Below are 12,694 nucleotides of genomic sequence, written 5' to 3' on the forward strand. Positions count from 1 at the left end.
GTCGGTTCACCGATATGATGGAACTCGATCTGCCAGCAACCATCAAACGCGATATGAAATTCCGCTACCTTCTCATCATTGTGCCCTTGCTGTTCCCTGCCCATATATTTGGACAAGAACTGCCCGATCTGGGTGATGTTTCCCAGGCCAGCGTCACCCCTCACCAGGAGCGACAGATCGGCATACAGATCATGCGCGAGATCCGCGCGGATTCCAGCTATCTGGACGACCCTGAAATTGCCGATTACCTGACCCGGCTGGGCAACCGGCTGATTGCTGCCTCAGGCCAGACCAATCCGGACAATCCGTTCGAATTTTTTGCCATCAATGATTCCTCGATCAATGCTTTTGCCCTCCCGGGCGCATTCGTGGGATTTCACAGCGGCCTGATCACCGCCGCACAGAACGAATCGGAACTGGCCGGCGTCATGGCGCATGAAATTGCGCACGTTACTCAAAAGCATCTTGCCCGAATGATCTCCGGAACCTCGTATTTAGGCCTACTCGGGTCGATCGCAGCACTGGCCATCGCCATTCTTGCTTCCCGCTCCAACCCCAATGCCGGCCAGGCAGTCCTGGCCACCGCTCAAGCCAGCGCCATACAATCCCAGCTGAATTTCACCCGCAAGCATGAAAAAGAAGCCGATCGTGTCGGATTCAACATGCTCATCAAGGCCGGGTTCGATCCGCACGGCATGTCATCCTTCTTTGAGCGCATGCAGCATGCCAGCCGCTATTACGAAAATGGCATGCCTTCTTACCTCATGACTCACCCGGTCACGCATGAACGTATCGCCGATATTCAGAATCGCACTCAGGAGCTGGGTTACCGGCAGGTGCCGGACAGCCTGGAATTTCATCTGGTTCGCGCCAAGATCCGTGCTTCCCGCGGTAATCCGGCTTCAGTCATCAATGAATTCAAGGCACGTCTGCAGGATAAACGCTATATCAACGAAATTGCAGAACAATACGGCCTGATCCAGGCTTTGCTGCGTGCGAGACAGTTCAAACAGGCAGATGAGGAATTGAATACGCTTTACCGAACCATTCAATCCGATTCTTCGGCCCAGTCACTCAAGAATCATCGTCTGGGAAAATCTATTCAGGTGGATGGGGATTATCTGCAATCCGCTGCCATGATTGAAACGCTTGCAGCACGCGTCAAATTTGCCAGTGGGCAGACCGATGACGCTTTCCGGCTGTATCAGTCTGCATTGCAATCCTTCCCGCATTATCGCGCTTTGGTTTACGGTTACGCCGATGCACTGCTGCAACACAAGGATGCACAGGCTGCGCTGGATTTCATCAATGGCCAGTCCCAGTTCATCCATGACGATATCCGGCTTTACCGGCTTACAGCCCAGTGCCATGCCGCACTGGGAAATGCCTTGCTGCAACATCAGGCTGAAGCCGAGGCCCTGATCCGCGAAGGTAATCTGCGGGCAGCAATAGAGCAGCTCCAGATCGCTTTGCGCCATAAACATGATAATTTCTACCAATTATCCAGCGTGGAAGCACGTCTGCGACAGATCAAGGAATTCGTGGCTGCAGAGAAAGAAAAAAAATAGATTCCATTCGGTCATTTCTTCTGCTAAAAATTCAGCGGCCCGATACGCCTCATTCGATATAAGGTATTGTTTTCATGTTCAGCTCACGCAGAAAAATCATTCTTTTCCTGATCATCCTGTTTACGAGTGTCATTTACGGTTATTTCTCACTACAGGGGGAATCCGGAAAAATACGGTATACAACCCGGGCTGCCGACCAGGGAGATATCGTGCGCACGATATCCGCCAATGGCACGCTCACCCCGCTGGAACTGGTCGATATCGGCACACAGATCTCCGGCAGGGTGATCGAGCTGTTCGCCGATTTCAATGATCAGGTAAAAACCGGCCAGATCCTGGCAAAACTCGATCCGGCTCTGCTCAATGCGCAGCTGCAGCAATCCGAGGCCAGTCTGAAAAGTGCGCAGACTGCCTTATCGGTCACCATCAATAAAGCCAACCGCAGCCGTAACCTGATTGAAAAAGGCTTCCTCTCGAAAGAAGCAATGGATGAAGTCAAAGAATTACTCGATTCTGCACGGGCACAGGTCATCGTCAGCCAGGCACAGGTTGCACGTGATCAGGCCAACCTGGATTACAGTATCATCCGCTCACCCATTTCCGGTGTCGTCGTCGCCCGGAACGTCAATATCGGGCAGACCGTTGCCGCCAATTTCCAGACACCCACCCTGTTTCAGGTCGCGCGTGATCTGAAACAGATGCAGATCAATATCAGTGTGGCAGAAGCAGATATCGGTCAGATCCATACCGGCCAGACGATGGTATTCACCGTGGATGCGTTCCAGGATCGCGAATTCTCTGCCATCGTCAAGCAGATACGCCTCAACCCCACGGTTCAGGAAAACGTGGTGACATACAATGTCATCGCAACCGTCATCAATGAAGAGGGCACTCTGCTGCCCGGGATGACGGCCAACGTGCGTTTCATCGTCAACGAAAAAACAGAAGTATTGCGTGTACCCAATGCCGCCCTGCGCTATAAACCCAGTCTGGAAGAACTGATCGCCACAGCGGAAACACAACCTGGCAAACGGTTGCTCTACCGGCTGGAGGGCAATCGGCCGGTAGCGATCAGTGTAACCACCGGCATTACCGACGGTAATTTCACTGAAATTCTCTCCAATGAACTCAATGTGAACGATCCGCTCATCATCGAAGAAATGATCGGTAAAAAACAGGATAAGTCGGCTGCCAGCAATTTTAGATTCAGGATGTTCTGATGATCCATCCCGGCGGTTCCAGTGAACCTTTGATTGAGGTGGAAAAGCTCTGCAAGATCTACCGGCTGGGTAACCACGCCGGTACCTCCCTCAACCTGCAGGTACTGTTCGATGTCAGTTTCACGATACGGCGTGGGGAGTTTGTCGCAATCATGGGGCATTCCGGCTCCGGAAAATCCACTCTGATGAACATACTCGGCTGTCTGGATACGCCTACCAGCGGCCACTACCGGCTAGCAGGACACGATGTGTCAACCCTTTCCGGCAATCAGCTCGCCAGCGTGCGCAACCGGCAAATCGGTTTCGTATTCCAGGGGTTCAATCTACTCAGGCGCATGACTGCGCTGGATAACGTGGCCATTCCATTACTATACGCAGGTTACAGCCGGGCAGAAAGTCGTCGCCGGGCAATGTCGCTGCTGCAGCAAACCGGGCTGGAAAAGTTTGTCATGCATCAACCCGGCCAACTTTCCGGGGGACAGCAACAGCGTGTCGCCATCAGTCGGGCACTGATCAATCAGCCGCAACTCATCCTTGCGGATGAACCTACCGGCAATCTGGATACCCAAACCAGCCACGAAATCATGCAATTGTTCGACCGCCTCAATCGTGAAGAAGGCATGACGATCGTCATCGTTACGCATGAAGAAGACATTGCTGCCTGGACTCGCCGTCTGATCCGGCTCAAGGACGGGCGAATCATTGAAGACAGGCCGATAGCCAAACCAGTCGTTCCTCTTTCCAAATCATGAATTTACTGACTATCATCGGTGAGGCCACGCGGGCACTGCAGACCAACCGCCTGCGAACTGCGCTCACCATGCTCGGCATGATCATCGGCGTGGCTGCAGTGGTACTGATGCTATCCATCGGACAGGGCGCACAAACCAGCATCAACAGTGCCATTGCCTCAATGGGCAGCCATCTGCTGATCGTCATGCCCGGCGCAACTTCATCCGGCGGACTGCGCTGGGGCAGCGGCAGTGTCAAAACGCTGACCGTACAGGATGCGCACGCGATTGCAGAATTGCCCATGGTCGATGCAACCGCACCGGTGATTTCAGGTACCGCACAGCTCAACTACGGTGCCAACAACTGGAGCACCGTGCTGACAGGCGTCACCCCGGACTATTTTTCCGTCAACAACTGGGAAATGGCCGATGGCGAGATCTTTACCGAAGGAGATTTACGCTCCGGCACCCGCGTAGCCGTGCTGGGCCAGATCACAGCAAACAGCTTGTTCGGAAACGAAGATCCAGTAGGAAAGATTGTCCGGATTGCCAACCGGCCGTTCACAGTTGTCGGCGTTCTGGTTGCCAAAGGCCAAAGCCTTTCAGGACGTGACCAGGATGATAACGTATTCATTCCGCTCACCACCGCACAACGGCAGATCATCGGCAACCAGTTCCCCGGATCGATCAATCACATGACAGTTCGGGCAAAAACGGCAGACAGCATGGAAGCCGCCGAAGCAGAAATCACCCGCCTGCTGCGTCAGCGCCACCGTATTAGCGCCCATATGGAAAACGATTTCACCGTTCGCAATCTGACTGCACTCGCTTCCGTGGCAAGCAACACTGCCAGGGTCATGGCATGGATGCTGGGCGCAGTTGCCTCGGTTTCTCTCCTGGTGGGAGGTATTGGCATCATGAATATCATGCTGGTATCCGTCACGGAGCGTACTCGTGAAATTGGCATCCGTATGGCAATCGGTGCAAATCAGCGGATGATTCTCACTCAGTTCCTGCTGGAATCGCTGATGATCTGTATCCTGGGTGGGATCACCGGTATCGCCTTGGGAATCGGGGGAGCCTGGCTGGCCAGCCGAATTGCCGAACTCGAAATTGTGATCACACCGGGAATGATCGCCCTGGCATTCTCTTTTTCCTCGATTATCGGCATTTTCTTTGGCCTGTATCCCGCCCGGAAAGCTGCTGCACTCAAACCGGTGGAAGCCCTGCGCCACGAATGATTGTACTGCATTCCGTACTCGGACCAGATCAGGCAGACTGTTCCGGTTGATCAGAGGTTCCCTGAAGTAATCTTTTTCGCCCGTGCAGCAACATTTGAGATTTGTTACTATTACCGGACTGACCGGACAAAAATAGAATCAGACCGGGAAATCATTTTTAATCCGGCGGGTACCGCCGGATTATCGACAGTATAATTTCCAGCAATTTGCAACTCATCACGGAACCTGTGCCCGGATCGGGATCAACGGGTTTCCGAAGTATGCCTGATACATATTTCCGGCAACTGCGAACTGTTACCCTGTCGGATATCAGCCCGGTGCAATCACTGGTGTCGATCATCTGATTTAATTCTGCCGGCATCTCCGGCAATACCATTTACATTATTTTTCTGAGGATGAACAGCGAGGATCTCCTGTATTTTCTGATAGCGTTACCTTTCGCCGGCAGCGCATTGGCTGCAATACTGCCGGCCAATGCCCGTAATACGGAAGCGTGGCTGGCGGGTAGCGTAATGATCGCGGCGTTTATCATCGCTGCCGGCCTTTATCCATTCATTTCCGAAGGAGAAGCTCTTCGTAATGAAATCGAATGGTTGCCCGGATCTGGCCTGAACTTTACACTCAGGATGGATGGTTTCGCGTGGATGTTCTCGATGCTGATTACCGGCATCGGGTTTCTAGTGGTGCTTTATGCACGTTACTACATGTCCCCCAGAGACCCGGTTCCGCGTTTTTTCTCCTTTCTGCTGGCTTTCGCCGGTGCCATGCAGGGGATGGTCATCGCGGGCAACCTGATTCTGCTGGCCATTTTCTGGGAGCTCACCAGCATCTTTTCATTTCTGCTGATCGGCTACTGGCATCACAATGCGGCAGCACGCGAAGGAGCGCGCATGTCGCTGATCATCACAGGAACCGGTGGGCTTTGCCTGCTTGCCGGGCTGATTCTCGTCGGTCACATCGTCGGCAGCTATGACCTCGACAGCGTTCTGGCAGCAGGCGACAGAATCCGGGAGCATGCGCTGTACGTTCCTGCACTGGTACTCATCCTGTTGGGGGCACTGACCAAAAGTGCGCAGTTTCCTTTCCATTTCTGGCTGCCCAACGCAATGACTGCCCCCACACCGGTATCCGCCTATCTGCATTCAGCCACGATGGTAAAGGCAGGTGTGTTTCTGCTCACCCGGCTGTGGCCGGTATTGTCCGGTACTGATGAATGGTTTTTCATACTCGGGCTGGCTGGCATGAGTACGCTGCTGCTCAGCGCTTACTTCGCCATTTTCCAACAGGATCTCAAGGGATTGCTGGCCTATTCGACCATCAGCCATCTCGGCCTGATTACCACACTACTGAGCCTCGGCAGTCCACTGGCCGCTGTAGCAGCGATTTTTCACATGATGAATCACGCTACTTTCAAGGCATCCCTGTTCATGGCTGCCGGCATTATCGATCATGAAGCCGGAACACGGGATATGCGCAAACTGAGCGGGTTGTTCAGCTACATGCCGATCACGGCCACGCTCGCCATGGTGGCCAGTGCTGCCATGGCAGGTGTACCGCTCCTCAATGGATTCCTTTCGAAAGAAATGTTTTTTGCCGAAACACTCGGGCAACATTCCGGTTCTGTACTGGATGGCATGCTTCCCTATGTCGCAACGATTGCAGGTGCCTTTGCCGTGACCTATTCCGTACGTTTCATCCATACCGTCTTTTTCGGTGAAAAAGCACGGGATCTCCCGCGCGAACCCCATGAACCTCCACACTGGATGCGATTGCCAATCGAGTTTCTGGTGCTGGCCTGTCTCATTGTCGGCATCATTCCGGGCATGACTGTCGGCCCTTATCTGCATACTGCCGTGACCTCGGTACTGGGTGAACACACCCCGCAATACAGTCTGGCCATATGGCATGGCATCAATACTCCGCTGATCATGAGTGTGACTGCGCTCATCGGCGGAGTGTTGCTCTATCTGGCCCTGAAAAATTATCTTGCCCGATGTGAAGATGGCCCGCCTGGTCTGAGTCATCTCAAAGGTCAGCATATTTTTGACAGGATGCTGGTTACGCTCTCGTGGCGATGGGCACGCTGGCTGGAAGAGTCTTTTGGTACACACCGTCTCCAGCCGCAACTGTTTCTGGTCATGCTGACTGCCTTGATTGCCGGCAGTTGGCCGTTCTTTGGAGCAGGTATCGATTTCAGTTCGCCGATACTGACTGGAATCGACCCTGTTTTTGCAATACTCTGGGGAATCGGCGTCGCCTGTGCACTTGGTGCCGCTTATCAGGCCAAATATCATCGTCTGGCTGCACTGATCCTGATGGGAGGAGCAGGCCTCGTCACCTGTATCACCTTTGTCTGGTTTTCCGCACCTGATCTGGCGGTGACGCAGTTACTGGTAGAAATCGTCACTACCGTTCTGATCCTGCTGGGGCTGCGCTGGCTGCCGAAAAGAGTGGCACAAATCGACAATGCTTCGACACCGGTTGCCTGGACACGCAGATTCCGGGATTTGATGCTGGCTGTCGGCTGCGGAGGGGGAATGGCACTGATAGCCTATAAAGCAATGACCAATGCACCATTGTCCGATTCGATCGCCCGATTTTTTCTGGAGCGAGCTCATTCGGAAGGAGGGGGTAACAATGTCGTCAATGTCATCCTGGTCGATTTTCGTGGTTTTGATACCTTTGGTGAAATCACCGTACTGGGCATCGTGGCACTTACCGTTTACGCACTGCTGCGGCGTTTCCGGCCTGCACCGGACAGTATCGATATTCCCGAGCAGCAGCGCAGGCAGAATGCTTTTGATGACAATCATCCTGACCGCAGCATTGGAGAAACCGTGCACGACTATCTGATGGTACCTTCAATCGTCATGCAGTGGATGTTCCCGTTCATCATTCTGCTGGCGGTTTATTTCTTTCTGCGCGGCCATGATCTGCCAGGCGGCGGGTTTGCTGCCGGTATCACACTGGCTATCGGCATCCTGTTGCAGTACCTCGCCAGTGGAACCCGTTGGGTAGAAGACCGTCTCTATATCCGGCCGGTTCGCTGGATTGGCTCTGGTTTACTGCTGGCAGTGCTGACCGGGGTGGGATCATGGCTGTTTGGATTCCCCTTCCTGACCTCTCATTTCGATCATCTGGAAATACCATTGATCGGAGAATTACCTGTCGCCACAGCGCTGTTTTTCGATCTGGGTGTCCTGTTACTGGTTGTCGGTGCAACCGCACTGATGCTGATTGCAATAGCCCATCAATCCCTCCGCAGCTATCGCACGCGCTCCGCAGACACTGAAAAAACCGGGGAGGAAGATTAATGGAGCTGGTTCTGTCTCTCGGTATCGGCATACTGGTTGGATCAGGTGTATGGCTGCTGCTGCGTCCTCGCACCTACCAGGTCATCATCGGGCTGGGACTGGTCTCTTATGCCGTCAACCTGTTCATTTTCAGCATGGGACGGCTGGTGACAGACAAACCGCCGGTCACGCAGGCAGGTGCTCAAATTGATCCGACAACATTTGCCGATCCGATACCTCAGGCACTGGTACTGACAGCCATTGTCATCGGTTTTGCCACGACGGCACTCTTTCTGGTTGTCCTGCTTGCCTCACGCGGTCTGACGGGCACCGATCATGTTGATGGCAAGGAACCCGACCGATGAATTTATCTCCGGAACACCTTGTCATTGCACCGGTTCTGATTCCATTCATCGCCGGAGTGCTGCTGCTTTTTCTCGATGATCGTGCACGGCACGTCAAAGCCTTCGTATCCGTTCTATCCACCATTGTATTGCTGGTGATATCGATCCTGCTTCTGTGCATTGTGCATACGGATAACAGTGCGAATGAAGACAGGATCGCGGTCTACCTGCTGGGTAACTGGCCACCCCCATTTGCCATCAACCTGGTGCTGGATCGCCTGTCATCGATGATGCTGGTTCTGACCGCGATGCTCGCTCTACCTTCTCTGGTATTTTCACTCGGGCGCTGGCACAAGGCCGGTGTCCATTTTCATACCCTGTTTCTGTTGCTGCTGATGGGGTTGAATGGCGCATTCCTGACCGGAGATCTGTTCAATCTCTTCGTATTCTTTGAAGTTATGCTGGCAGCATCCTACGGTCTGGTATTACACGGATCAGGATTATTGCGGGTGAAGGCGGGGTTACACTACATTGCCATCAACCTTGTCGCTTCACTGCTGTTTCTGATCGGAGTAGCTCTGATTTACAGCGTTACCGGCACGCTCAACATGGCCGATCTGGCCATACGTATCCCGCAAATCAATGAGGCAAACCGCACGATGCTGGAATCTGGGGCAGCCATTCTGAGTGTGGCCTTTCTCATCAAGGCAGGTATGTGGCCATTGAATTTCTGGTTGCCCACGACCTACGCCGCAGCACCAGCGCCGTCAGCAGCCATTTTTGCCATCATGAGTAAAGTCGGCATTTATGTGCTGCTGCGTCTGTCACTGCTGTTTTTCGGGAGTGACCCTGGTTTTCCGGAAAGTCTGGGAGCACAGATACTGCTTTATGGCGGTCTGGCGACGATCAGCTTTGGCACTGTCGGGGTACTTGCTTCACAGACACCGGGACGGTTTGCCGGTTTTTCAGTGCTGATCTCATCCGGTACACTGCTGGCAAGCATCGGTCTGGTACAAACCGAAGTAACTGCCGGTGCCCTGTTTTATCTCGCCAGCTCCACACTGGCGATCAGCGCACTGTTCATGCTCATCGAACTGGTTGAAAGAGGGCAGAATATGGCAGCAAGCGTTCTGGCCGTTACCATGGAAGCATTCGGTTATGACGATGAAGAAACGGAAAACGAGGAAATCATCGGAGTGGCCATTCCAAGAACGATTGCCGTGCTGGGCACATGCTTTGCCGCTTGCACCATTCTGCTGGCCGGTTTGCCGCCCCTTTCGGGTTTCATTGCCAAATTTGTCATCCTCAACGCCCTGTTCAGTCCCGGTGAATCAGGGCAGATGCACTTCATTCCCGCCACTCTCTGGTGGTTCCTGGCGCTGCTCATTTTTTCCGGGCTGGCTACCCTGATCGCCATGAGCCGCTCCGGCATACGTACTTTCTGGGCACCCCCGGTAGATACGGCACTGCCACGGGTACTGCTGATCGAAATCGTACCGGTTGCCGCCTTGCTGTGCATGACACTCGTACTGACCATACAGGCGGGACCGGTGATGCGTTTCATGGAAGCAACCGCAAACAGCCTGCACGCACCACGGCCATACATTGAAGGGGTCATGAAGACACAGAGTGCGGTATTACCACAGCCGATGGAAACGACAGAATGAACAGATTGTTCCCATACCCGTTGCTGATCATCTTACTGATCATCACATGGCTGATGCTGGCCGGTTTCTCAGTCGGCCAGTTTCTGCTTGGCACCCTCACTGCAATTATCGCCACCTGGGGACTGGCCGCGCTGCACCCGGCAAAACCACGACTCCGGCGCTGGGATTTACTGCCCAGACTCTTTGCCATCGTGTTTTACGATATCGTGCGTTCCAACATCGCCGTAGCCGGAATCATTCTGCATGGGGGTAGAAAAGTCGGGAAATCCGGTTTCATGACCATTCCGCTCGATCTGCGCGACCCCATGGGACTGGCCATTCTGGCCATCATCATAACGGGTACCCCCGGCACGGCCTGGATCGACTACAACTCTGCACGTAATATCCTGATACTGCATGTTTTTGATCTGGTTGATGAGACCGCCTGGTTGAATCTGATCAAGAATCGCTATGAATACCTGTTACAGGAGATATTTGAATGAGTGCCACTATTCTTTTCTGGGCCGTTACCACGGCACAAATTGCTCTGGGAATTGCCATGGTACTGGCACTGGCCCGCATGATCAGCGGACCGCGTGCTCAGGACAGAGTGCTGGGGCTGGATACACTCTACAATAACTCGATGCTGCTGATGCTCGTTTTTGGCATACGCACCGGTAATTCACTGTATTTTGAAATTTCCCTGATCATTGGTGCGCTGGGTTTTGTGGCAACCGTGGCATTGGCTAAATTTCTGATGCGCGGGGAGGTAATCGAATGAATCATGCTGCTGACCTGCCGATATGGGCCACATTGCTCATTGCCCTTTTTCTGCTGATCGGTGCCGGATTGACACTGGTCGGTTCATTCGGACTTTACCACTTACGCAGTTTCTACGACCGTATTCACGCACCGACTCTCGGAACAAGCTGGGGAACAGCCGGTATCGCCATCGCTTCGGTGATTTACTTCAGTGTCGTGGAATCACAGCTCGTTCTGCATCAACTGCTGATTGGTGTATTCGTAATGGCAACTACACCAGTAACACTGATATTGCTAAGTCGCGCCGCACTTTACCGCGATCGCACGGAAAATAATCGCGATGTCCCTCCACTGCATCCGCTCAGAAACCTGCCCCAGGCATCAGAACTGGAACAGGATTCTATGGCTACTCACAAAAATGCTGGTGAAGAGCAAAAGTAATCCATGGCAGACAAACCAGGAAACGGTCAATGAGACCTTGCAGTGTGTGAGGGAATTCAGCTGCAGGAATGATGCACGGATGAAGAAGAATGTGTTGAATTGCTCAACTTGCGAGCATCAGGAAGATTGATTGGAATAACTGCTTAAACTACCCCGGATCCCACCTTGCTTCATCCGGATCAGAAAACGAACTTCGATCGCAAATGAAACAGGGGAACCCGGAGTAATCACGAAACAACTGGCTTATTTGTGCATTGCACGTTTGAACATGCGATCAATTTTGGTTTCGGTATCAATCGAGCGTGCATTGGCCTCATTGGCCTTATCCATTGCCTGATTAGCGATATTGACCGCATCATTGGCGGCTGCTCTGGCAGCAGCTGCATCTGATTTCGTTGCAGAAACATTGGATTCCAGTGCATCGACACGCGATTTGAGTGCTTCAACCTCCCCGGTCGTTGCACAAGCGGACAAACCAGCACAAGCACCCACCAATACAAACATCGTTACCATTCTTTTCTTGTTCATTTCATCTATCTCCTTAATAAAAAAACATCACTTCACACTTTCACCCACTATTTCAAGAAAAACGTACATAACCTAACCCGATTTATAACACATTGCAATATAAATCAAATGCAATAAAAACCTGAATGTGGCCTATTGATCGGCTGGACAAACGCCATAACCCATAAAAGACTTTCTTATTTTCAATGAAATCAGAAATCACATACAAATATGACATACAGTTACATTTTTCTTGCACTCGGGGCAATTAGTCGTTCCCGTCAACTTTCAGCAGTACCCTGCTCAGTTCGGCACTAGGCCGTGCCGCGATACGTTCAAACCAGGGGCCGATTTTTGGCAAATCGCGGTCGAACGGCTGATTGACCGCTACACCAAAATCCAGCCATACATAAAGCCAGATATCAGCAGCAGTAAAACGTTCACCACACAGATACGGCCCTGTTCCGAACATACCATCCAGCCAGCGCAGTCGATCCTGCGCCACACGCTTCAATCCGTCAGCCGCTTCGGGCAACACCGGGATACGGGGCTCAAACCGAGCCAACCCTTCCGCATAATGGTATGCATTATGAATAAATTCGGTAATATTGAGTTCCACCCGTCGCCACCATTGTCGGGTTTGTGCGCGCTGTTCGGGTGTATTGCCGATCAGCGCCGGTAAGGGATGAAGCTCTTCCAGATATTCTGCAATGGCAACGGCTTCTGTTAGCGTACTACCATCATCCAGACGCAACGCCGGGGTTTGTCCTGCCGGATTGACAGCCAGATACGCCGGCTGCCGATTTTCTCCAGTCATGACGTCCACTGTCACTGCTGACAGTTGTAACTGTTTCTCCAGCAGGAACATTCGTAAACAACGCGGCGCAGGACTGTGCGCATCATAAATCAGCATGAATCAACTCCGTTATTGCACAAATAGA

Annotated in this window: 12 protein-coding genes; 10 read left to right on the plus strand and 2 right to left on the minus strand. The window is 52.7% G+C overall.

Annotation, left to right across the window (positions count from 1 at the left end; genetic code table 11):
- The first annotated feature begins 14 nt into the window (after positions 1–14).
- The 10 genes from B5D58_RS07890 to mnhG all read left to right on the plus strand — a co-directional run bounded on the left by B5D58_RS07890 (position 15) and on the right by mnhG (position 11,246).
- A complete protein-coding gene (locus tag B5D58_RS07890; RefSeq protein WP_011112434.1) occupies positions 15–1,568 on the plus strand; it encodes a M48 family metalloprotease in 1,554 nt (517 codons plus the stop codon).
- 74 nt (positions 1,569–1,642) lie between these two features.
- Positions 1,643–2,788, plus strand: coding sequence for an efflux RND transporter periplasmic adaptor subunit (locus B5D58_RS07895; RefSeq protein WP_011112435.1), 1,146 nt, complete (start codon positions 1,643–1,645; stop codon positions 2,786–2,788).
- Positions 2,788–3,540, plus strand: a complete 753-nt coding sequence (locus tag B5D58_RS07900; protein WP_011112436.1) for an ABC transporter ATP-binding protein — start codon at positions 2,788–2,790, stop codon at positions 3,538–3,540. The genes B5D58_RS07895 and B5D58_RS07900 overlap by 1 nt, the downstream gene beginning before the upstream one ends.
- Entirely contained in the window at positions 3,537–4,760 is a 1,224-nt protein-coding gene (locus B5D58_RS07905) for an ABC transporter permease (protein WP_011112437.1), read from the plus strand. The genes B5D58_RS07900 and B5D58_RS07905 overlap by 4 nt, the downstream gene beginning before the upstream one ends.
- A 395-nt stretch (positions 4,761–5,155) precedes the next feature.
- Complete coding sequence (locus tag B5D58_RS07915) at positions 5,156–8,074, plus strand: monovalent cation/H+ antiporter subunit A (RefSeq protein ID WP_011112438.1); 2,919 nt, start codon at positions 5,156–5,158, stop codon at positions 8,072–8,074.
- Positions 8,074–8,418: a Na+/H+ antiporter subunit C gene (locus B5D58_RS07920; RefSeq protein WP_011112439.1), complete on the plus strand. Its 345-nt coding sequence runs from the start codon at positions 8,074–8,076 to the stop codon at positions 8,416–8,418. The genes B5D58_RS07915 and B5D58_RS07920 overlap by 1 nt, the downstream gene beginning before the upstream one ends.
- Positions 8,415–10,064 carry a monovalent cation/H+ antiporter subunit D gene (locus tag B5D58_RS07925; protein WP_011112440.1) on the plus strand — a complete coding sequence of 550 codons (1,650 nt, stop codon included), beginning with the start codon at positions 8,415–8,417 and terminating at the stop codon, positions 10,062–10,064. Before B5D58_RS07920 ends, B5D58_RS07925 begins: the two co-directional genes overlap by 4 nt.
- Positions 10,061–10,546 (plus strand): Na+/H+ antiporter subunit E, encoded by a 486-nt coding sequence (locus B5D58_RS07930; protein WP_011112441.1) that lies wholly within the window; start codon positions 10,061–10,063, stop codon positions 10,544–10,546. Before B5D58_RS07925 ends, B5D58_RS07930 begins: the two co-directional genes overlap by 4 nt.
- Positions 10,543–10,824, plus strand: coding sequence for a K+/H+ antiporter subunit F (locus B5D58_RS07935; protein ID WP_011112442.1), 282 nt, complete (start codon positions 10,543–10,545; stop codon positions 10,822–10,824). The genes B5D58_RS07930 and B5D58_RS07935 overlap by 4 nt, the downstream gene beginning before the upstream one ends.
- Entirely contained in the window at positions 10,821–11,246 is a 426-nt protein-coding gene (gene mnhG / locus B5D58_RS07940; RefSeq protein WP_011112443.1) for a monovalent cation/H(+) antiporter subunit G, read from the plus strand. The genes B5D58_RS07935 and mnhG overlap by 4 nt, the downstream gene beginning before the upstream one ends.
- Before the next feature lie 243 nt (positions 11,247–11,489).
- Here the strand turns inward: mnhG and B5D58_RS07945 are convergent, their stop codons facing one another.
- Together B5D58_RS07945 and B5D58_RS07950 are read right to left on the minus strand one after the other, a co-directional pair.
- Positions 11,490–11,774 (minus strand): Lpp/OprI family alanine-zipper lipoprotein, encoded by a 285-nt coding sequence (locus B5D58_RS07945; protein ID WP_011112444.1) that lies wholly within the window; start codon positions 11,772–11,774, stop codon positions 11,490–11,492.
- A 247-nt stretch (positions 11,775–12,021) separates the two neighbouring features.
- Positions 12,022–12,666: a glutathione S-transferase family protein gene (locus B5D58_RS07950; protein ID WP_011112445.1), complete on the minus strand. Its 645-nt coding sequence runs from the start codon at positions 12,664–12,666 to the stop codon at positions 12,022–12,024.
- Positions 12,667–12,694 lie beyond the last annotated feature (28 nt).

Origin of the sequence: Nitrosomonas europaea, from assembly GCF_900167395.1 — a bacterium.
Taxonomy (GTDB): Bacteria; Pseudomonadota; Gammaproteobacteria; order Burkholderiales; family Nitrosomonadaceae; genus Nitrosomonas; species Nitrosomonas europaea.

What these genes read in the sequence shown, in the direction of transcription:
- B5D58_RS07925 (WP_011112440.1), top strand. Translation starts at nt 8,415, where the DNA reads ATGAATTTATCTCCGGAACACCTTGTCATTGCACCGGTTCTGATTCCA.
- B5D58_RS07920 (WP_011112439.1), top strand. Translation starts at nt 8,074, where the DNA reads ATGGAGCTGGTTCTGTCTCTCGGTATCGGCATACTGGTTGGATCAGGT.
- B5D58_RS07915 (WP_011112438.1), top strand. Translation starts at nt 5,156, where the DNA reads ATGAACAGCGAGGATCTCCTGTATTTTCTGATAGCGTTACCTTTCGCC.
- mnhG (WP_011112443.1), top strand. Translation starts at nt 10,821, where the DNA reads ATGAATCATGCTGCTGACCTGCCGATATGGGCCACATTGCTCATTGCC.
- B5D58_RS07935 (WP_011112442.1), top strand. Translation starts at nt 10,543, where the DNA reads ATGAGTGCCACTATTCTTTTCTGGGCCGTTACCACGGCACAAATTGCT.
- B5D58_RS07900 (WP_011112436.1), top strand. Translation starts at nt 2,788, where the DNA reads ATGATCCATCCCGGCGGTTCCAGTGAACCTTTGATTGAGGTGGAAAAG.
- B5D58_RS07945 (WP_011112444.1), bottom strand. Translation starts at nt 11,774, where the DNA reads ATGAACAAGAAAAGAATGGTAACGATGTTTGTATTGGTGGGTGCTTGT.
- B5D58_RS07930 (WP_011112441.1), top strand. Translation starts at nt 10,061, where the DNA reads ATGAACAGATTGTTCCCATACCCGTTGCTGATCATCTTACTGATCATC.
- B5D58_RS07890 (WP_011112434.1), top strand. Translation starts at nt 15, where the DNA reads ATGATGGAACTCGATCTGCCAGCAACCATCAAACGCGATATGAAATTC.
- B5D58_RS07895 (WP_011112435.1), top strand. Translation starts at nt 1,643, where the DNA reads ATGTTCAGCTCACGCAGAAAAATCATTCTTTTCCTGATCATCCTGTTT.
- B5D58_RS07905 (WP_011112437.1), top strand. Translation starts at nt 3,537, where the DNA reads ATGAATTTACTGACTATCATCGGTGAGGCCACGCGGGCACTGCAGACC.
- B5D58_RS07950 (WP_011112445.1), bottom strand. Translation starts at nt 12,666, where the DNA reads ATGCTGATTTATGATGCGCACAGTCCTGCGCCGCGTTGTTTACGAATG.